The 23,196-nt window shown below is 45.9% G+C and carries 13 protein-coding genes; all 13 read left to right on the plus strand.

All coding sequences use genetic code 11. From position 1 onward, the window contains the following. Nucleotides 1–195 precede the first annotated feature (195 nt). A complete protein-coding gene (gene metK / locus MHI01_RS21720) occupies nucleotides 196–1,398 on the plus strand; it encodes a methionine adenosyltransferase (RefSeq protein WP_105600112.1) in 1,203 nt (400 codons plus the stop codon). A gap of 208 nt (nucleotides 1,399–1,606) precedes the next feature. Then, on the plus strand, nucleotides 1,607–5,383 hold the full coding sequence (locus tag MHI01_RS21725; RefSeq protein WP_340984109.1) for a SwmB domain-containing protein: 3,777 nt from the start codon (nucleotides 1,607–1,609) through the stop codon (nucleotides 5,381–5,383). Between the two features lie 199 nt (nucleotides 5,384–5,582). After that, nucleotides 5,583–7,232, plus strand: a complete 1,650-nt coding sequence (locus tag MHI01_RS21730) for an RHS repeat domain-containing protein (protein ID WP_340984110.1) — start codon at nucleotides 5,583–5,585, stop codon at nucleotides 7,230–7,232. 1 nt (nucleotide 7,233) lies between these two features. Continuing rightward, nucleotides 7,234–7,584 carry a hypothetical protein gene (locus MHI01_RS21735; protein ID WP_339179861.1) on the plus strand — a complete coding sequence of 117 codons (351 nt, stop codon included), beginning with the start codon at nucleotides 7,234–7,236 and terminating at the stop codon, nucleotides 7,582–7,584. Nucleotides 7,585–7,600: 16 nt separating this feature from the next. Further along, nucleotides 7,601–8,182 (plus strand): hypothetical protein, encoded by a 582-nt coding sequence (locus MHI01_RS21740; protein WP_340984111.1) that lies wholly within the window; start codon nucleotides 7,601–7,603, stop codon nucleotides 8,180–8,182. Nucleotides 8,183–8,678: 496 nt separating this feature from the next. Further along, nucleotides 8,679–11,402: a stalk domain-containing protein gene (locus tag MHI01_RS21745; protein WP_340984112.1), complete on the plus strand. Its 2,724-nt coding sequence runs from the start codon at nucleotides 8,679–8,681 to the stop codon at nucleotides 11,400–11,402. 47 nt (nucleotides 11,403–11,449) lie between these two features. Further along, on the plus strand, nucleotides 11,450–12,610 hold the full coding sequence (locus MHI01_RS21750) for a sensor histidine kinase (protein WP_074092506.1): 1,161 nt from the start codon (nucleotides 11,450–11,452) through the stop codon (nucleotides 12,608–12,610). Between the two features lie 7 nt (nucleotides 12,611–12,617). Next, nucleotides 12,618–13,340: a response regulator transcription factor gene (locus MHI01_RS21755; RefSeq protein ID WP_026081439.1), complete on the plus strand. Its 723-nt coding sequence runs from the start codon at nucleotides 12,618–12,620 to the stop codon at nucleotides 13,338–13,340. A gap of 356 nt (nucleotides 13,341–13,696) precedes the next feature. Then, on the plus strand, nucleotides 13,697–14,074 hold the full coding sequence (locus MHI01_RS21760; RefSeq protein ID WP_036612497.1) for a hypothetical protein: 378 nt from the start codon (nucleotides 13,697–13,699) through the stop codon (nucleotides 14,072–14,074). 474 nt (nucleotides 14,075–14,548) lie between these two features. Next, nucleotides 14,549–15,055: a hypothetical protein gene (locus tag MHI01_RS21765; RefSeq protein WP_340984113.1), complete on the plus strand. Its 507-nt coding sequence runs from the start codon at nucleotides 14,549–14,551 to the stop codon at nucleotides 15,053–15,055. A gap of 134 nt (nucleotides 15,056–15,189) precedes the next feature. Then, on the plus strand, nucleotides 15,190–16,419 hold the full coding sequence (locus MHI01_RS21770; protein ID WP_340984114.1) for a helicase-related protein: 1,230 nt from the start codon (nucleotides 15,190–15,192) through the stop codon (nucleotides 16,417–16,419). A gap of 298 nt (nucleotides 16,420–16,717) precedes the next feature. Beyond that, nucleotides 16,718–17,380 (plus strand): ComF family protein, encoded by a 663-nt coding sequence (locus MHI01_RS21775; RefSeq protein WP_340984115.1) that lies wholly within the window; start codon nucleotides 16,718–16,720, stop codon nucleotides 17,378–17,380. A 305-nt stretch (nucleotides 17,381–17,685) separates the two neighbouring features. Then, on the plus strand, nucleotides 17,686–23,163 hold the full coding sequence (locus MHI01_RS21780; protein ID WP_340984116.1) for a fibronectin type III domain-containing protein: 5,478 nt from the start codon (nucleotides 17,686–17,688) through the stop codon (nucleotides 23,161–23,163). Nucleotides 23,164–23,196: the final 33 nt, after the last annotated feature.

Genomic DNA, 23,196 nt, shown 5'->3' on the forward strand with positions numbered 1-23,196 from the left:
GAGGTATGCAACCTTTTCCACTAGGGAAAGGTTGATTTTCGTTTGAGGCAATTACCTGAAAAATCCTTATCTTCGGTACTGCGGACTCTGCGTCCTTATTCCATTATGGAAAGCTTCGAGGGTACAGTGAACGAATCGCTGTCATGTTTTGTTCGGGCAATCGCCATACTACTAGTTATGGGAGGTTGAAACTTCATGTCTGTTAAAGGCCGGCATCTATTTACATCGGAGTCTGTAACTGAAGGACATCCGGATAAAATCTGCGATCAGATCTCAGACGCCGTATTGGACGCGTTCCTGGCGAACGATCCCAATGCTCGCGTAGCTTGCGAAGTTTCCGTAGCCACAGGCTTAGTGCTTGTCATCGGTGAAATCAGTTCAGCTTCTGAATACGTGGACATTCCGTCCATCGTTCGTAATACAATTAAGGATATTGGCTACACACGTGCCAAGTTCGGTTTTGATTATAACACTTGTGCAGTTCTGACTTCTCTGAATGAGCAGTCTGCTGATATTGCCCAAGGCGTTAACGCAGCGCTTGAGAACCGTGACCCGGAACAAGTCGCTCGTGAAACAGAAAACATTGGTGCAGGTGACCAAGGTCTGATGTTCGGTTTTGCAACGAACGAAACACCGGAACTCATGCCTTTGCCAATCGCACTGTCCCACCGTATCGCACGCCGTCTGGCGGAAGTGCGTAAGAATGGTACGTTGGAATATCTTCGTCCGGATGGTAAAACGCAAGTAACGATTGAATACGACGGTGACAAGCCGGTACGTGTGGATACAATCGTTGTGTCTACTCAGCACGCTGAAGAGACTACACTGGAACAGATCCAAAAAGACATCAAAGAACATGTAATCTTGCCTGTCGTTCCAGCTGAATTGCTGGATGAGCAGACTAAATATTTCATCAACCCAACAGGACGTTTCGTTATTGGCGGACCTCAGGGAGATGCAGGCCTTACTGGACGTAAAATCATCGTAGATACCTACGGCGGTTATGCACGTCACGGCGGTGGTGCGTTCTCTGGTAAAGATCCAACTAAAGTAGACCGCTCTGCAGCATATGCGGCACGTTACGTAGCGAAAAACCTTGTAGCTGCAGGACTTGCAGACAAAGTGGAAATCCAGCTTGCTTACGCGATTGGTGTAGCCAACCCAGTATCGATCAACGTGGATACATACGGAACTGGCAAAGTCAGCGAAGAGAAATTGGTTGAGCTTGTGCGTAACAACTTCGATCTTCGTCCGGCTGGCATCATCCGTATGCTGGATCTGCGTCGCCCAATCTACAAACAAACTGCTGCTTACGGTCACTTCGGCCGTACAGACTTGGATGTACCTTGGGAGCAAGTGGACAAAGTAGACCTTTTGAAAACTCAAGCAGGTCTGTAAGTTAGGTGCAATAGTAATGAAGCCCTTGATTCCGATAAGGAATTAAGGGCTTTTTTGTGCTTCCATCGATTTCACTGCTTGTCATGGACAAAGGAAAAATTATGGAATATATCCCCAAATAACTAAACGAAATCCCTTCTCTAACCGAAATACATAATGAGGTCTGTACATCAGACAGGAGAAGAAATGCAGATAAGGGGGAAGATCAGTGGAATTGAAGAGAATTGCAAGAAAAGGCATGCTCGGAATCTTAATTGTTATGCTGACGGCTCAAGGATGGCTTACGGGTTGGAGTGGAGTCGAACAGGGAGCATATGCTGCACACGCATTAAGTGCAAATGGAATAACGAATACTGTTCCTGCGGTGAAAGGAACGAATATCGATAGTTCAGTACCATTCGTTATTGATTTTGATAAACCTGTTCAGAAGGCACCGGGTACACAAAGTTCAATCTTGATTAAACGTTTGGATGACAATACAACGATGGGTTCGGTGCTGGTATCCAGTGAACAAGTCGTGATTGATCCCACACCACCGATTACAGATCCTACGACACCGGATGCGGGAGACAACACACCTGTACCAGCTACTGGCCTACGAGTGACGATTACACTGGGCAAGACTCTACCGGGAGCAACATACTACGTAGAGATAGATAATAAATCATTTGTTTACGCGGACAACACTGCATTTCCGGGACTGACTAACAAAGAGTGGACCTTCAGTACTCTGGGGCTAGGCTCAACTTCCCTTGTGAGTAGAGTTCCTGATAACGCAGCAATGGTATCCCTTTCAACTAAGGTAGTAATGACGTTCGATAAGCCGGTAACCCCAGGTAGAGGGAATCTCTTTATTTATCAGGGAAGAGTTGGTGGTACTGTATTTGAGCAGATTCCAGTAAACGCAGGAGCACCTCGAATTACAGGTTTTGGAACCAATACGATTACGATCGTTCCCACGAATAACTGGAACAACAACACTACATATTACATCGTAATGCCAGAAGGTTATTTGCGGGATAGCAATGAGAATGATATCAGTGCAATTAGTGGAAATGTTTGGGGATTCAATATCATATCCGATCCGACGTCCCTTATGGTATCTACTGTATCTCCCGCAAACGGTACTACCAATGCACCATTAACGGGAAATTTAACAGTTACGTTCAACAAAGAACTTGATCCGAATTACATTCAGAATGTAACGCTCAAAAAATCAAATGGAGCAACCGTTGCATCCAAGACAGCCATTAATAGTTCAAACAATAGACAATTGCTGATTACACCTGCGAGCGCATTGGATAGCAATACAAATTATGTGGTAGACATTCCAGCCAATACGTTTCGTGATAAAACAGGAAATACATTTACAGGTCTTAATGGGTCTACATCATGGGCCTTTAAAACATTAAGTGCAGATACAACTGCACCTGTGTTGAAAAATGCTAAGATGCATAGCAATAACACCATTCGCCTGACGTATGATGAGTGGCTGTACAGCACTAATTCGCTGAGTAGTACTTATGCTGTAACTGTAAATGGTGAAAAGAGGAATGTCAGCTCCACTTATATCTCAGGTGACAGTGTATATGTTGTCTTGGATACGGGTGTAGCGGTAGGACAGGTTGTGCGGATCGCATATGCACCCGGTACTACAGGTAATCGTCTTACAGATCAGTCTTCCAATGCTGCGGCTGCTTTTGGCGCAAGAGATGTGGAGAACGGTTTAGATTCTGTTATGTCCAAGCCGCGAGAAGGTAACGTGTATTACAGTACAATGACGTTGTACTATCCTGAGACGGTATATATCACTTCAAGTGATGCAGCAAGACAATTCAGTGTAACTGCGGATCAGTCGGCTGTAGGCATCAATAGCATATCAATCAATGGCAGCTCTGTGGTTACATTGAATCTTAGTCGGTCAATTACGGATGGTGAGGTCGTTCGGGTTGCATACACGCCAGGTTCATGGCCCGTAAAAGATACACGTGGACAGGCTCTTGCTGGATTCAGCGGCTTCTATGTCCGCAATTCAATTGATACCAAACCACCTGAGTTTAAGAGTGCTGAGGTGAGTGGTAACAAGTTATGGATGCGTTACAATGAACCAATGAACACGACGAATAAACCGCTCAACAGCCAATATTCTGTTCTGGTCGATGGTAAGCCAGTCTTCGTTAATGATTCTGAGATCGAAAATGATCTGGTCACGTTAACGCTGGCTTCAGCGGTGAAGGATACACAAAATATATCGTTATCATATGTACCTGGAGCATTGCGATTAACGGATCTGAACAATAACCCAGCAGGATATCTCAATCTGACTCCAGTAACGTACACATATGGAAATGGCAAAATCCTGTCGGCTACGCTTCAGGGAGACACGGTTCAGATTAATTTCCGTGATTCAATCCAGTCCCAGGCTGCACTAACAGCATCTCAGTTCAGTGTAGTGATTGGTAATTCAAACACAACTGTATTGTCTGCTTCAGCTTCTGGCTCTGTGGTGACGTTGAAAGTGGATACTTCAGCAGTAACATCGACAGCTACTCAGACGGGAACGGTGAGTTATGTACCTGGGGCAGTGCCGTTAAGGGATGCGTCGAATGTCACTGTAGCGGCATTTGGACCACTTACGTTGCAACAGACAAACAATAGTTCTACCAGTAGCCAGACGAACAGCCTTCCAGCCTGGTTAACAGAACTAGATGCATCGAGCTATGGTCAGTCTTTACTTGTGATGAACAATAATACGGCTTCTGCCGAGTCTGCGATGTCACGTAATAATCGCTCTACTCGTCAATTCAATGTGGATGCGACCAAGCTAATCCAGACCTTTGAATACGCATCGGCGGTCGGTAAGACGATGGAGCCTATTGTGTTTGAGATTCCCGATAGTGAATCTTCTGCGTATGTTGGATTCCCGTTGAATGCACTGACACAGATTGCGGCAAGCTATCGCACAGGTAGCATTGGTGTGAAATATGGTGATCGTCTTTGGACTGTTCCTCTTTCCAATCTGGATTTAACCGCTATGAGTCGAAGTGTAGGAACCACTGGAGCATCAACAGGTGTGCGCGAGCCATCCTTCTACGTGCAACTTGAGACGGTACCCGTGCTTGCGTCAGGTACATTGGATGGAATGCTTATTAACTCGGGCGCACAGAAGCTAGGTAATAATACGGATGTATATCTGTTTGCTTTTAATGGAAACAATAATCAGCGTATGGAACTTGATCTCAAAAGCCAGTTGTCTATGAAATTACCTGCAAATACGCCTACTGCCACATCCGTATATACTTATATCGATCCGGTTACGCTTATGTTATCCAACGTACCTAGTTCGTTTAAAAGTACGGCTGGGGGTATGGTTATAAAAGGCCAGATAAATGGCAATCAGACGGTAGCTCCGGTCACCCGTACTGTAAACTATCAGGATACGGCATCACATTGGGCTAGTGCAGTCATTAAAGAGCTCTCTGCAAAATGGATTATTAGTGCCCCCAATGGATCCTTCTATAGACCGAATGAGAACATTTCACGTGCGGAATTTGCTGAATTGGTCGCTAGAGGCCTTGGACTGAATGGAGAACCTACCGCAGCAAGTCGTTTCCAGGACGTTCGCAGCGGTAGTGTGACAAGTGCCTATATCGGTGCTGCTGCTGAAGCGGGAATCATTACAGGAAATACTGATGGTACCTTTAAGCCGGATCGCCCCATTACGCGTGAGCAGATGGCACTTATGATGGTACGTGCGATGAACTACGGTGGGAAAACAGTCTCTCTTCAATCTTCGGCTGCTACCACTCTATCCAAGTTCAAGGACAGCAACAAAATCCAGTCCAAGGATTCTGTTGCCAAAGCGGTGCAGGAGGGAATCATTCAAGGCATGACAGCCAGAACATTTGAACCTCAGGGAAATGCAACTCGTGCACAGGCAGCAGTCATGTTGAAGCGGGTTTTGGACAAGTTAGGATATCTATAAATTAATAGGGACACTTCAAGGAAGCTCATTTCTTGAGGTGTTCTTTTTTTTGTTAAAGCATGTAAGCTCTTTCTTACGTCGTCTCAAGTTAAAGGCAAAGTTACTGCAACCCTACATATGGTGTACCCTATCGGACATTTGATGTCCAAAAAGCAGGTGGTGATGCGATTACTACGACGAGATCGGCCGCAGAACATCGATGACTGATGATTATGGAAAGACCACGTACAGTTATCGTGCAGCAGATGGGGTGCTGAACGGAATGACGTTCCCGGATGGGACACGACTTGATTACGCACTCGCAGCATCGGGGACGACGCCTGTGGATCGTATGACATTCAGTTATGCGTCCAATAGCTTGCTGGAGAAATTGTCGTTTGGCAAGGGTCTCAGCACAAGCTACCAGTTCAATGGCTATGACCTGTCGGGAATCACGATCTCTCAAGGGACATCTGCGGTGCAACAGTTCGCCTATGAATATGATGGTAATAAAAACATCACGTCTCGTACACAGAACGGGGAAACCGATCAATACACATACGATGAATTGAGCCGGATTCAGACCGAAACGGGCACACAAAAAGAAACGTATACTTATGACCCGAATGGTAACCGGTACAGTACCGGAAGTGGTAAGATATACGGTCTAAAGGATGCACAGTATACGTATGACAGCCAGAATCGTCTGATTAAAGCAACGGGTGAAGGCAAAACGGTAACCTACAGCTATAATGGAGATGGACTGTTGTATGAACGTACGGAAGGCGACCAAACGATTCGTTATTACTACGATGAAGAAGCCAAACTCATGGCTGAGGCCAGTGTAACTTCTGGAAAAGCAGAATTGACTTATGCTTACATCTATGATTTGTATGGACAACTGTGGGCACGTCAGGACAAGCAAACAGGCAAGCTGGAATACTACCAATTCAACGGTCACGGAGACGTGGTTGGACTCGTGGATGATGCCGGTCAAGTATTGAACCAGTATACGTATGATATCTGGGGTGGGCCATCAACGACCGAACAAACCGTACCGAATATACTTCGTTATGCTGGCGAGTATTGGGATGAAACGATAGGGTTACAGTATTTGCGAGCCCGATGGTACGATCCAGGCATGGGTCGATTCATTGGTGAGGATACGTACGAAGGTGAACTGAACGATCCACTGAGTTTGAATTTGTATTCGTATGTAAACAATAACCCGTTGAAGTACGTGGACCCTAGTGGGCACATGCCAAAAAATCTCTTAAACGGCTTCTTGAAGGACTTCTTGAATGGTAGGAATGATGGAACGAAATATACAGATTTACAATTATCCGATGCTGTGTTGAATGCTAATGGAGATAATCGAATATATTTAGCGTTCCATGAAATTGCCCAAATTCATACAGCAAAAGCAATACATTTAAAAACAGGCTTGAGCACAACTTTGGAATATCATATAGAACAAGAAATTGCATGGTGGCCTAATAAGCATTATTGGGTAGATATAGTAACATCAAACGGTCAAATGTGGGAATTAAAGGCCAGACGAGATGTTCCTTACGGTGATACTGACGGGTACTATGAAGATGCAGAAGAACAACTGACAAAATATCAATCTGTAAATGGAAAGCTTGTTAGGGGAGCGCAGTATCGAACAATAAAAGGAATAATTGTAGAAGGTGATTTATATATGGATATTGAATTTTTCGATAAAGGGAAGATATTCTACGAGTTCTATTTGGATTATGGTAATGGTAAAACTGTGTCAATGACAACTAGACAGGCAGAAAATTATGTGGATGCGAATCACTTGTACCCGCCTGAATTCAACTTTAAAACCAAAAAAAGGAGAAGGTAGTTTGACAACTAAACTAATTAGTTCCTTCCTTCTGATTCTGTTACAAATGGGGTGTAATATGGCTAATGAAAGTAATTTTGTATATGAAGCAACTTACGTAGTAGAAGTATTGGAAGCTTCTATAGAAAATAAGGGCTTTCCAAAATCAGAGATAGTCAGGATTGACAATTTTTTTGATATGGATCTTTTTAGAGAAGAGGAGAACAGAATTCAAGAAAAGTTGATGAGTGTCTATATGGCCTTTCTGGGAAAAACTAATTTTAAGAATATTGACTCTGACGAGAATAATAAGTTGTTTAAACAACTAATCATGGAGTTAAATGAAATCTATGTAGAATTAGAATCAATGTAATGGTGAGGTGGAAATATTGTATCCAACTATTGAGGTGCCTTTTGAATTTACTCCTTTTTCGGTGATGTCGAAAACTGAAGCAGAGGAATATTATGAATGGTTCCTTTCGATCATCCCGCAAAGAATTGAATTATTACAGGAAAATGTTGAATTATCTGGTTCTCATGTACAGCTGGATTTCAGTCAAGATTCTTTGATTTCTCTGTGGGAATGGTTTATTCCTAGAATTGAACAGAAAAAAATGACGATAGAAGAAATAAATGAAGAATTGGATCTAGTACCGGATTGGATGAGACCTGAAGTAGAACAAAATGTATTAAAGTTTAGTAGAGATACAGAAACTCAAATAATAGATATTGGAATTTATTTTAGCAGTGTATTGATACATTCATCCAGTAAATTGAAATGGACGGTAATTAATAAACCACGGAATCATGTTGATGTTAATCAACCCTTACTGGCTGGGACAGGGAAGATACGACTAAATCCAATTCGAGTCGTGGATGTATGTGCGGCAAGGGCTTTAAGTGATGTTGGAAATATAAACATGTTAAATGATCTTTATGTTTGGTGGAGAGAAAAATTGTTGAATCACTGAACATACTAGGGCTTGTACAGTTCATAAAAGTCTTCCAAAATGTCAGAGAATATGAAATGTTGTAATAATTGTACCCTATAGTGTGGACTTACTTAAAAAGTCCAACTATGGGGTGATTTTTTATTGAAATATACATATCTATTAAGCTATTTGTAATTCCCTTACAATTAGATAAAGGGAAAAAGAAGTATCCTTATATAGGAACGGGAACCTTTTTGAACATTACCTAGATTCTCACTATGGAAGATTTTAAGAACTATCATTCATTTATCAAGATTACCAACCAATACATGGATTTTTGTTAGGTCCAGAAACGATTATTTGTGACAAGTCATTTAACCAATATATACCTCAATCTTGGCTGGGGGCGTAACTTTTTCCACAAAAAGCAGTCTATTAATAGAAGAGTATACTAGAGATCTCGCTATCGGCTGCCTACTTGGCAGTGTTCGTGATGTCTAAGATTGATATACAAGATGGGAGAGACGTTTCAGACATGCTGGGGAAACATGAGAAACAGCTGGAAGACGTTAAGGGCAGTAAGGTGAAGAAATGGGCGATTGTGACGCTGGCGGGTGTGATCTGGATTGCACCGGTGATGAGCGCAGGCGGGCAGATGTGGTCAGGCACTTCGTGGCAATCGGTGGCCGCTGCAGCATCTACGAATACAAGCAAGTTGAGTGAAGAAATTCTGACTTCGGGTGCGAAGCTCATGAAATACAGATATACAACAACACGTTCCGGTTCCAAGGTCAACGTATTGGCGGATGTAGTCCAGGTGGATCTGCAGAACCCGTATGTGAAGCTGGATGTAATGACAGGCAAGGGCGGTAATCTGAACAGTAAACAGAGCACAGGTGCCATGGCCAAGGAAAACGGTGCAGTAGCTGCTGTAAATGGCGATTACTTCAATGTATCCGGGGAACTCTCGCCAATTGGTGGACAGGTCTCCGATGGCGTGCTGGTCTCCACACCTTCTGAGCTGTCGGGCATGTATGCCCTCACGGTGACCAAGGATGGCAAGCCGATGATTGACGAGTATTCTTTTGACGGAACAGTGAAGGCACAGGATGGTTCAACCTTTGCTTTGCGTGGGATAAATAAAGAGGATTATACGGTAGAGTCGGGTGCGGTGAAGTATAGTCATGCCAACTCGATGTATATTTATACACCGGCATGGACATCGAGCAAACGACCAAATGATCCTTCCACAACGCCAACAGAGGTTCTCGTGCAGAACGGAGTAATTACCCAAATCTCGGATAAAAAAGCGCTAAACATGACGGTGCCGAAGGATGGGTACATTTTGCGTGCGCATGGAACAGCGGCGACATGGATCATGAGCCATCTATCCGTTGGCCAAACCTTGGATGCGGATTACAAGTTAAAAGCCAAAACAACCGGGCAATCGGTTGATCCGAGTAACCTGGAGATGATGATTGGCGGTCACACCATTTTGGTAAACGGTGGCAAGGCAGCTTCCTTTTCCCGTGATATCGCATCTTCCGGCATTGGTGGCATTCGTGCAAGAACGGCAGTAGGATACTCCCAGGATGGTCGGTATGTCTACATCATCGCAGCGGAGAAAAACAGTAACAGCAGCGGGATGTCGCTGACTGAACTGCAATCCTTTATGACCAGTGTAGGTGTCTGGAAAGGCATGAACTTGGACGGAGGCGGCTCCACAACCATGGTAACCCGTCCGTTGGGTGAGCAAACCGCTGGTCTGACGTTCAACACAGAGTATGGCACCGAGCAACGTCAGGTTGTAAATACGCTAGGTGTGTTCTCTACGGCTCCTGTAGGTAAACTGAAGGGCTTTGCCGTGAGTGGAAGCCAAACGTTGCTGGTGGGGCAAGAGGGCAAGTACACAGCCAAAGGATATGACACCTACTACAACCCGATTGCAACAGGCGATATCAGCATGTCCTGGAAGTCCAGCAACAACGGCATCGTGAGTGTCAGCAACGGCACAATCAAAGGCGTGAAGCCAGGTACAGCAACACTGACAGCAACGAGCAATGGAGCCTCATCTTCCATTAAAGTATCGGTATTGGGTGGAAGTGAATTGGCTTCACTGACAGCAGGATCGGGTCTAGGTTCGCTCAAGGCGGGCACAACGATGTCCATTCCAGTGACGGCAACAACGAAGAGTGGACAAAGTGTTACGGTTCCGGCAGACTCGCTGACATGGGAATTTATCGGGTTCAAAGGTAAAGTCACTGCTGACCAATTAACCGTATCTTCCGTCAATTCAGGTGCACAAGTAGGATATGCGATTGGACGTTATGATGGTTACAGTACGGTCGTTGTACTCTCGGCTTCTGCCAGCGAAACGATCTGGGAGAACTTCGAGAACGTGAATTATCCGATTAACTTCACAACGAACGCAGCGGGTGTAACTGGTACGGCAACCGTTACAGCAGGAACTGGTGAAAAAGCCGGCTCCAATGTGCTGCAACTCGGTTATGATATGACTGCTGGAACAGGCAAAATGTACGCTTATGCACAACTGAATGGCTCTACCGGTAGAGAGGTATCTGCTGCAGCTACATCGATGTCGATGGATGTTATGGGAGATAAAAGTCTGAACTGGCTACGTGCCGAATTCACGGATGCCAATGGCAAAACAGTATATGCCGATCTCGCCAAGGCAATTGACTGGAACGGGTGGAAGAAGCTGAGCGTGGACCTGAACGGACTGAACATCGCCTATCCGGCGAAGCTGAAGCGGGTCTATGTAGTGAACGTGGAAGAAGGTCAGGATGAGCGTGCGAAATCAGGCACGGTTGCTTTTGACAACATCGCATTCACGATGCCTTCCAAATCCAGTGAAGTCGGATTGCCTACGGGAACAGCTTCGCTTGTGCTTGGACAGAAATCGATGACGGTGAACGGAACGAAAAAAGCCATTGATGCAGCACCAGTCCTGAAAAATGGTACAACGTATGTGCCAATCAAACATGTTTTGGACGCTTTTGGTGGTCAGGCAAGCTGGGATAGCAAAAATCAGCGAATCACGGTATTACGTGGTGGCAAGCTGATTGATCTGGTTGTAGGGCAGAAAGAATTCATTCTGAATGGTAAAAGACAGAGCGCAACTGTTGCACCATACGTAACGGGTGGTAGGACTTTAGTCCCGCTCAGACTCGTTTCCGAGCAACTTGGTCTCACTGTAAAATGGGAACAGAAAACGAAGACCGTTACCATCTCATCGTGATATGGTATGATATATACCGGAAACGATAGAAATGGAGTCGAACAAACGTGGATTTACAAGCCGATGCCATAGACCGCGTCATTAAAAACGCCATACAAGTCATGGAAAACAGCAAATATCAAATGTTCGAAATTATGGACGCAACTCGTGATGAGCTGAAAACACTCAACGAGGAGTTAAAGTCGGTACTGAAGGAGACGGCGGAAACGATCGAGAAAGTAGATCAATTGGAGCTGAACTACCGCCGTTCCCGGATCCGGCTGACTGAGGTTAGCCGCGACTTTGTCCGTTATTCCGAGCATGATATCAAGCAGGCGTACGAGAAAGCAACACAGCTGCAGCTGGATCTGATGATTTATCGTGAGAAGGAAATGTATCTGAAGGCCCGTCGGGATGATCTGCAGAAGCGTGCCAAAAATGTGGAAGCTTCTGTGGAGCGTGCCGAGACCATCGGTTCGCAGATGGGTGTTGTACTCGAGTATCTGTCTGGTGAACTGGGTCAAGTGACCCGGATCATCGAATCTGCCAAAAATCGACAAATGATTGGTTTGAAAATAATTTTGGCCCAGGAAGAAGAGCGGAAACGTATTGCTCGTGAAATTCATGACGGGCCTGCACAGATGCTCGCCAATCTAGTGCTTAGGACGGAAATTGTAGAAAGAATGCTCATTAAGCAGGATTTTAAGATGGTCCAGGCCGAAATAGTAGATTTGAAAGGCCAGGTTCGTTCCAGTCTTGAAGAAATGAGAAAAGTTATTTTCAATCTGCGTCCTATGGCACTGGATGATCTGGGACTGATTCCAACGCTTCGGAAGTACGTGCAGGATTTTGAGGTAAAAACGAAAATCCGGTCGCTTTTTGAAACAAGAGGTAAAGAACACCGTTTATCTTCCGCGATGGAGGCTGCGATCTACCGCCTCGTACAGGAAGGTCTGTCGAATGCTGCAAAGCATGCTTATCCCACATATGTTGTGGTGGAGATTACATACCAGGCTCAGCTCGTCAAAATTGTCGTTCAGGACAATGGGCTTGGGTTCAAACCGGAGCTTCTTGCCAAGAAAAGCAAGGATCATACCCACTTCGGTCTGATTGGGATGAGAGAACGGGTTGAACTGTTAGAAGGAAGAATAGAGATTGAATCCGGAGAAAATCAAGGAACCAAAATAGTGATTCATATCCCGACAAACGTGGATAAGGGAAAGGAGTAGCAGGATGATGGAAAACCGTGATACTGGTAAAGCATCGATTAAAGTTCTTTTGGCTGATGATCATCAGCTGTTCCGTGAGGGACTGAAACGCATTTTAAATATGGAGGACGACATTGAGGTCATCGGCGAATGCGGCGATGGTATTCAAGTGCTCGAATTCTGCAATCAGGATAAACCTGATATCGTATTGATGGATATCAACATGCCAATCGAAAATGGGGTTGAAGCAACGGAGAAATTGCGTGAGCTGTTCCCTGATGTCAAAGTAATTATCTTGTCCATTCATGATGATGAAAGTTATGTATTTGAGACGCTTCGTAAAGGGGCTAACGGATACTTGCTGAAGGATATGGAGGCAGAGTCTCTGATCAATGCGATTCGTTCCGTGCATGAAGGACATGCGTTCATACATCCGAAAGTAACTGGCAAACTGATCATGCAGCTGCGTCGTATGACGTATCTTAATGAAACAGGGGCAATGAGTGAAGGAGCTTCGAAGGAAGCAGGCGTTAAATTTGTCGCTGGCGACAATAACCCGCTCACACGTCGTGAGGCTGAAGTGCTTCGCTTGATGGCAGAAGGTAAGAGCAACAAAATGATTGGTGAATTCCTGTTTATCAGTGAAAAAACAGTAAAAAACCATGTCAGCAGCATTCTGCAGAAGATGGAAGTGGACGACCGTACTCAAGCTGTTATCAATTCGATCAAATATGGTTGGGTTACGCTCTAATACCTTATGTTTTTGTAAAGCAGTATTCTTACGGTAAGTCAGTCCATTGGTTGATTCAACCTAGACGAAGTATAGATTGGTGTTCACTCGCGCCCTTTCCAGAATGTTGGATTGGTCTGCGGGTTAATGGACTTTATCACTGCAAATGAGCAAAGTGTAAGGTTGTGCGGAACATATGTTCAAGCTTAGGCGTGAATGAATGACCTGGCCTGTCTTTCTTCGTCCGGTGTCGATCAGCGTGGAATATGAGTGATAGGAAATGCAAGTGTAACCCTTCAGGAAGTACAGCATATACTTGTTGTATACAGGGATGTTCGCCATGGGTGAGCATGACCTTCCGAGGAGGTGCAGTTGCCATGGTTGCTCATCTGACTATGATTCTGCTCATATACTTCCTGGCGGCAATGGCCGTTCATGCCATGCACCAGCGCCATCTTTCCCGTCCGGAATCTGAAGGTTTCGAGCAGATCCTGCTCATCCCTTCCAATCAGGCAGGGCGGATCGAAGGCATTGTAAGAGAACTTTGCCGGGAATTGTTATACCGTGGTAAGAGCTTCAGATTAACCGTTGTTGCTGATCGTACAGAAGCGGAAACGATTACGATTATTGAAAAGCTTATGCAAAGGCAAGGCATGGAGACATCTTATCTGCCTGCTGTCCCTGCTGATATTGAACGGGTAGCACAGACCGATCACACGTTTCGCCTGATTGATTTGCGTGAGTCAGAGCAATAAATCATCATGTGAACGGAAATGGGATTAACATTTCGCAGATCTACAGTGAAAAGATTACAGCAGAAGCTGTAGTCTTTTTTTGTAATTGTAGCCAAGTCTGCTTTTAAATTAAAAATGGGTTTTTATGCAATCTATGGTTATTGTCTGGGTTTTGACGAGTTCATGAGTATTAATATAAACTTTTCGAAGTCAGAACTCTTAATTTAAAAGTATAGACGATTCAGATTGGAAAAAGTTTCGCAATTTTATAGAAAGATTCTGGTTATTAGCAGAATTGGTGTGATGGATCATGTTGTGTGACTAACCTTGTGATGTAAAGATTCAATTGGTATAGTGATAAGTAGATTGATCATACGAAGATGGAATATGGACATGAAGCACATGCTCCGGCGAACAGCCGGGTTGGCATGTGCTTTTTTTGCGTTCAGAAGAAAGTACGATGGGGGAGGAGATTAAATGAAGGTTGCTTTGTATGTGTGCCGTGTAGGGGAAGGGTGGAGCATGGTGTTATCACTCGATATTCGAGTGGATGTGGCTTGGTGGCTAGAGGGAGGAAGTGGGCGACATGTGCTGCGCTGGTTGCTGTTAGACAAGGCGTTACCGTTAAGTCAGGCATCCTGGTTGGTTGAACATTTTGGGATGGAGCGAGGTATGGATCAGTGGGGCCAGCGCGAATGGCAGAGTTATCTTGCACGGAAGCTGGATGTGTATGAATTGGCCTCTGGGGAAACAGAGGCCAGAAAAGGTATAGCAGGCAAAGCGGGGAGTGCCGCTGCGCGTGGTGCGTTGGTAGGCGGGATGCCAGAGCCGTATCCCGCCGTGCAGTGGGCTCAGCTGGAGCGGGACGCGGCCCTGCTGGCTGAGCGGATCAGCGGCCGCCAATTACTGGCGGCCGAGGCGGAGGCGTTGCTGGCGGACACCGCCCAGCCGCCAAGGGAGTGCGCGCGGCTGCGCAGCTCGCGCGCTTGCACGGGCGGCTGAGTATCACAGCCGCCCTCGAAGGGCCTGCCACGCGCCGTCGGCACGCGTGGCTTGGACGCGCGCGGAGCGCGCCCCGCTGCCACCGTTGTGGCAGCAAAGCTAGGCAGCGCGTGCCCTGCGCTGCCTGCGGATTGGTGGCGTGCGCCTACTGCGAGGCTTGCCTCGCGCTGGGGCGCAGCCGTGCTTGTGCGCTGCTGCTACGCAGTGCAGCGCAAGGGGCCGTGCCACGACGCGGCGAAGCACCGCGTGGCACGGCCTTGGCCCCCACCGGCGGCGGGCTCGCCCGGTGGGGGCTTAGCGCAGCGCAGAGCGCGGCAGCAGCCGCGGCGCTTGCGTTTTTGGCCCGGCCGCCCGCAGGGGATGGGCCGGGGCGGTTCTTGCTGTGGGCCGTGACCGGGGCCGGCAAGACCGAGATGATTTTCCCCCTGCTCCAACATACATTGGACCGCGGTGGACGAGCTCTGGTCGCTACGCCGCGCAGGGATGTGGTGCTGGAGCTAGCCCCGCGTCTGGCCAAAGCTTTTCCGGACACCTCGCTCGCTACCCTATACGGAGGCAGTGACGAACGCTGGAAAGACGCTCAGCTCACGCTTGCGACCACACATCAACTAATGCGTTTTTATCAGGGATTTGATCTCGTCATTATCGACGAACTTGATGCATTCCCTTATCACAACGATCCCATGCTCGCTCACGCGGCAGCATCCTCCTGTAAGCCGGACGGGAATTTTGTTTATCTATCTGCCACACCGCCTGCTCGGCTCCAGAGGGAAGCAGCACGGGGGAAACTCAATCATGCCAAAGTTCCAGTACGTTTCCACCGTCATCCTTTGCCCGTGCCAAGATTGGTCAAGATGGTTACCGTTGCTGAATGTATTAAGATTCGAAATCTTCCTTCTGCCTTGAGGACTAACATCCAAATTTCATTGAAGCGTGACGCCCAGGTATTTGTCTTTGTGACACGCATTGCCCAGATTGAGGCGTTTGTGAACCTGATGCGTCGTACCTTTCCCGGAATCCATATCGAAGGAACTTCATCTCAGGATCCTGATCGCGCTAGCAAAGTTACAGCCTTTCGTGAACGCACAATTCGTTTGCTCGTAACGACAACAATTCTGGAGCGTGGCGTGACCATTCCGCGCAGTGATGTTTTTATATTGGATGCAGACAATGGTCTCTTTGATGAAGCGTCACTGGTCCAGATGGCGGGAAGAGCAGGGCGTTCCATGGATGACCCGGCGGGTAGAGTGGTTTTTGCATCATCTCGTCGGACACGTTCACAGGTGAAGGCCGTTGCACAGATTCGGAAAATGAACACCATCGCTCGTCGCAAAGGCTACCTGCATCCACCATCCAAGACATAATTGTCATCTGCCCAGTTCGTATCCACATATCACAATACATTCCCGAGACTGGAGGTATGCCCCTATGCTCAACTGGCTCAGCAACATAACCGATCACGCGCAACACCTGACCCAGCGTCTTCATCACCTGCTCGCCCCGCCGGGAGCGACTTGTCTGACATGTGGGACTCGAGCGATTCTGTCTTCTACCTATCCAGGCATATGCCCACGTTGTGTGAAACAGATTCCATGGATTCGTTCCATCCGCTGCCTGCGTTGTGGTCGGGGAGTCGGTTGCCCGGACTGTGCTCGTCCACACTTGCAAAACCGTTCTTTTATCCTCAACCGCAGCGCCGTACAGTACAACGCTCTTATGAAAGAATGGATTGGCATGTACAAATTTCGGGGCCATGAACGATACGCGCCGCTCCTAACCGCGCTGTTGATTCAAGCCTTTCAAGCGATGAGCGAAGAACGAAATTCTGCTTTGGCAAAAGAACCCCCAGCCCCCGTGGCTCATTCCGCCACACATGCTCAACAAACGAAGCCGCAATGGCGGCCTGACGCCGTCACCTATGTCCCGGTGAGCAGCGAGCGGCTGGCCGAGCGTGGCTTCAATCAGGCGGAGCGGCTGGCTGCTGGGCTCGCCACCGCCTGCCGCCTACCTATCGTTGATCTGTTGCAGCGCCAGATCAACACCACCAAACAAAGCTTCAAATCACGCGGTGAGCGTATTGAAACGATGAAAAACGCTTTTTCCATCAACCCGGATGGCACGAAGTTAATTGAAGAGCTATACAAGGGATCTCATCTGCCAACACATATGGGCATATCGCGTGCCAAACCCATACAGTTACTGCTGATTGATGATATCTATACAACAGGCAGCACCTTGGACGCTTGTGGCCGGGTTATTCTTAATGCTGGCTTCCACATGGAGATTCCGGTCGAGATTTACACACTGACACTGGCAAGATCATAGAAAGTAAATCCAAGTAATAAATGACGGTCCAGCATTCTTCAGCCACTTTAGGTGTGTGATCTATACTGTATGATTAATAGTAGACAGGAAAATAAGTTCCTATATTAATCGTTGATACGTTAATGGGTGTCTCCATTCCATTTATTTTGTTTGAAGTATAGTTGTTTGATGAAATTATAAATGAAAGCGTAATAAGAAATTTTTTACATGTAAAAAAGAGGAATTGATTTTCTCGCGCAGAATAGATAGTTTTGCCGTTCACCACAGGGAGTGGCACAACATATTTTTTGAAGGGGAGAACAAAAGTGGTCGCAGGAAAAAGAAAAAGCGGATTTTACTTATGGACTGTCCGTCTACTAGTATTCATGCTGGTATTCGGACAGTTTGGCGTGTACGGGGGGAACCGGGCAGATGCCGCAACGAGTAATAGAATTATTGCATCCAGTAATGATTATCGTTTTGTATTATCAGAACAGAATGGAAATCTGATGGTGAATCAGAAACCGGTTGATTTGGGTTGGGTCAGATCATACAGCTTTTCAGCAACAGGGTATTCCTTCTCAAGAAGTCAGTCTATTAGAGGAACTGTTGAAGATATGACCAATGTTACCTTTGGTAAGTATACTTCTACCTATACTGGGCAAGTAACTAACGCATTTATCGTTGACTTTTCCGAGGTTTGGGAATATTACAGTACCATGGAATATAGACAGTCAGGCAAGGATGTAGGTGTTTGGGACATTTCCAGAGTTGATGAGTTTGGGATGGAAACACCCAGATATGTACAAAGTTATGAAGCCTCTCAACTTAGTTTGGTGATTAGTGCAGATACAGGTGCTGTGGTAGATTTTGTATCCAACCTTAATCCATATTACACACGAAAGGCAGAATCATTCAGCTTTGTTAAGGAGTCGGGAACAAAGGAGCCAATTACTACGGTTCCTGCTATTCCAACTGGTCTGGTAGCCACTGCGAATGATGCGACGATCAACCTTAACTGGTCAGCTGCACAACAAGCAGTTCAGTATGAAATTGAAGAAAATGGAGTAACTAAAGGTCCATTCTATGGTCTGAACTATACAAGTGGCCCTTATAAAAATAATACGAACTATACTTACAGAGTACGTGGTATTAATCAAAGAGGTGTAGGTGAGTGGAGTGTTCCATACTCGCTGAGAACTTTGCTTGAAAAACCGATCTTAACCGTAAAAGGCGAAGAGGGAAAGAATACATTGAATTGGAAATCTGTTGAATTTGCAGATCGATATCAATTGCGAATTGACGGAGGAGAACCTATAGAATTGGGCAATGTGAACTCATATGAGCATGACGATTTGGAGGCCAATTCAACACATACCTATGTGCTGAAAGCATTCTCAACTGACAATGAGAGTTCATGGAGTAAACCACTAAGTCAATTAACAGTACCTAACCGTGCAGATGGTTTGAAAATTACAGATACTACATTGAATAAATTGTCTGTATCCTGGACTGCTGTTAAGGGGGCCACAGGATATGATCTGGAGATCAATGGGGCAGTTGTTGCGGTAACAGGAACCACGTACAACAAGACTGGACTTGCAGCCAATACAGAATATACCTTCAGAATCAGATCCAAAAATTCAGGTGGGGTAGGAAGTTGGAGTGATCCAGTAACGGGCACCACTCAATTGAGCACACCTGTAGTTCAGTCTAATGCCACGGCAGAGGAAGTTGTACTTGTATGGGCTCCAATTGAAGGTGCAACTTCGTATGAGATTGAAGCAGATGGAGTTGTTTCTTCAGGTTTAGAAGATCCAATCTTTAACCACACCAATCTGACATCAGGCACAGCGCATAAATATCGTGTGCGGGCAATTAATGAGACAAATACAAGTGCTTGGACACCAGTAGTAACGCAAAATACCTTGCCTGGCTCTGTCGGTGGATTGAATGTGAGTGCAGTCACCAATGCAGCCATTACGGTAAAATGGAATGTGGTTACCGGTGCTACAGGCTACGATCTGGAAATTGACGGCACTCCGATTTCTTTGACAGCTACAAGTTATACGAAGAGTGGACTCGTCGGAAACACGGAACACACTTTCCGTATTCGTTCAAAGAACGTTGCAGGTGCAGGAGCCTGGAGCGAAATAGTAACAGGTCGTACGCAATTTAATCTTCCTGTATTGAAGGCATCCTCTGAAGAAACGGCTATCACATTGACGTGGACATCCATACCAGATGCTACTGGATATGAAGTTGAAGCAGATGGCGTAATTGTTGCGAATGTAAGTGAATCAAACTACACACACGAAAATATATTACCAGGTACTTCTCATAAATATCGTGTTCGGGCAGCTACTGACAATAACACAAGTGCTTGGACAGCAATCCTGACGCAGAGCACATTGCCTGCAATAGTATCAGGTCTCAATATAGCATCCACAACAAATGCTGCAATTTCCTTGAAATGGAGTGCAGTGACCGGTAGCTCTGGATATGACTTGGAGATTGATGGAGTGGTAGTTCCAGTTACTGGTTTAACATATACGAAGAGTGGTCTTGCAGCGAATACGGACCATACGTTCCGTATCCGTTCCAAGAATACGGCAGGTGTGGGTGTGTGGAGTGATGTGGTAAGTGGCAGGACTCAACTCAATACGCCTGTGCTGAAAGCATCTTCCCAAGAAGATGCAATTACTGTAACTTGGGCAGATGTTACTGATGCAACCAAATATGAAGTGGAGGCAGATGGTATTGTTGTAGCAACGGTTACGGCGCCAGTCTATACACATGAGAGTTTGACTCCAGGAACAACGCATAAGTACCGTGTAAGAGCCCTGACGGAGCTCAACGTTAGCCCTTGGACTGCACTTCTCACTCAGAATACTTTACCGGGTTCAGTCACAGGGTTGAGTGTAACCTCTGCAACCAATGTCGCTATCGCGCTTAAGTGGAATGCCGTAACTGGAGCAACGGGTTATGACTTGGAGATTGATGGCACGGTAGTAGCTGTAAGTGGATTAACATACAACAAGACAGGTCTTGCAGCCAATACGAATCATACGTTCCGCGTTCGCTCTAAAAATACGGCAGGTGCCGGAGTATGGAGTGATATCATTGATGGTACGACATTGTTGAATACCCCTATTTTAAAAGCTTCCTCGGAAGAGACTGCTATTACAGTAACATGGGCAGATGTATCAGATGCGATCAAGTATGAGATTGAAGCAGATGGCTCAATTGTTGCAACAGTTAATGAGCCGAAATATGTACATTCAAGTCTTCAGCCAGGAACAGCGCATAAGTATCGTGTACGAGCACTGACAGATACAAACAACGGGGCTTGGACTGCTGTCTTAAATCAAAATACACTACCAGGTTCAGTTACTGGACTGGGTATTACCTCTGTAACGAATACAACAATGGCTTTGAAATGGAATGCTGTAACCGGAGCAACAGGTTATGAGCTTGAAATTGATGGCACGGTAGTAGCTGTAAGTGGATTAACCTACAACAAGACAGGTCTTGCAGCCAATACGAATCATACGTTCCGCGTTCGCTCCAAAAATGTGGCAGGTGCCGGAGCATGGAGTGATGAGGTAAGTGGTACAACGTTATTGAATCCCCCTGTTCTAAAAGCTTCCTCGGAAGAGACTGCGATTACATTGACATGGGCAGATGTAACAGATGCAACCAAGTATGAGATTGAAGCAGATGGAGTCGTTACTGGTACAATTAGCGAACCGAAATATGTGCACACTAGTTTGCTTCCAGGAACGGCGCATAAATATCGTGTACGTGCACTGACGGACTCTAATACAGGTGCCTGGACTGCGGTGCTGACGCAAAATACGATACCTGCTTCGGTTACTGGTTTAAGTATTAGCTCCGTTACCAATGTAGCCATTGCCTTAAAATGGACGGCAGTAACGGGAGCAACAGGATATGATCTTGAGATCGATGGTACAGTTGTACCAGTAACGGGAGTAGCTTATACGAAGAGTGGGCTTGTGACAAATACGGATCACACGTTCCGTATTCGTTCTAAAAATACAGCAGGTGCAAGTATATGGAGTGAGATTGTAGATGGCACAACTTTACTTAACACACCTGTGCTAAAGGCTTCTTCTGAGGAACAAGCGGTCACCTTGACATGGCCTGAAGTTAAAGATGCAACCAAATATGAGATTGAAGCGGACGGAGTCTTAGTGGGTACTGTTAAGGTGCCTACTTATACTCACAATAATCTGATAGCTGGAACAGCACATAAATACCGCGTACGCGCTCTGACCGAAACCAATGTTGGAGCTTGGACTGCGGTCTTGACACAAAATACGTTGCCTGGTTCTGTGACCGGGCTAACGGTAACAAGTGTAACGAACACAGCTGTTGCTCTGAAGTGGAACGCAGTCTCAGGAGCGACGGGATATGACCTTGAAATTGATGGCACGGTGGTACCTGTTAGTGGAGTGGTTTACACCAAAACGGGACTTATCGCCAATACGGATCATACATTCCGTATTCGTTCCAAAAATACTGCTGGGGCTGGAGCTTGGGGAGATGTAACAGATGTTACAACCCAGTTAAACACACCTGCTCTGAAAGCAACATCAGAGGAAACAGCTATTACTTTGAATTGGCTTGATATTAAAGATGCAACTAAATATGAAATTGAGGCAGATGGAACAATTGTTTCTACAGTAACCGATCCCTCATATGTTCATAGTAATTTGCTTGCAGGAACATCGCACACCTATCGTGTGCGTGCATTAACGGATAAGAACAGCAGCGCTTGGTCTACGGTCTTGAATCAAAGCACTATACCAGGCAGTGTGACCGGATTGAGTATGAATTCTGCAACAACAGTAGCCATTGCTATGAAGTGGAATGCAGTTACGGGAGCTACAGGATATGATCTTGAGATCGATGGTAAAATAGTCGCTGTAACCGCTTTGGCTTATACCAAAACAGCACTTCTAGCCAACACAGAGCATACCTTCCGCATTCGTGCCAAAAATGCTGCTGGCATTGGTAGCTGGAGTGAGATTGTAACCGCCTCGACCCAATTAAATGTACCAACAACGCTGAAAGCTGTACCTGAAGAAACCGCAGTTACGCTGACATGGAATGAAGTTGTTGGTGCAACAAAATATGAGATTGAGGCAGATGGCATAGTGGTTGCTACTGTAAGTGATCTCTTGTATGTCCATAATGGAGTACTTGGTGGAACCATTCATAAATATCGTATTAGTGCCCTGACCGACACTAATGTGAGTGCATGGACAGCAATATTGTCCCAAACTACGTTACCTGCCAGTGTCTCAGGTTTAAGTGTTAACTCAGCAACAACAGCGGCTATCTCGCTGAGATGGGGTGCTGTTACCGGAGCTACCGGGTATGATCTGGAGATTGATGGTACGCTGATTGCCGTGAGTGGAGTTGCTTATACGAAGAGCGGACTTGCACCAAATACGGAGCATACCTTCCGAATTCGTGCCAAAAATGCTTCTGGTGCGGGAGCTTGGAGTGAGATTATAGCGGGAATGACTCAATTAACTACACCTGTGCTGAAGGGAACTTCGGACAAAACAAACGTTTTTCTGACTTGGGACTCGGTTGGGGGAGCTTCGTCTTACGAAATTGAAGCCGATGGGCAAATTGTGGCGACTGTCAGTGATACAACGTTTATTCATTCTGACCTGTTACCGTCCAGTTTGCATAAATATCGCATTCGGGCATTCAATGATCAGAACACAAGCATATGGTCTTCTGTACTAAGTATTAGAACATTGAATTAGTAATGTATAAGGGGGAATGGGTTTGCATATATG

This window comes from Paenibacillus sp. FSL M7-0656 (assembly GCF_038003225.1).
Lineage (GTDB): Bacteria > Bacillota > Bacilli > Paenibacillales > Paenibacillaceae > Paenibacillus > Paenibacillus amylolyticus.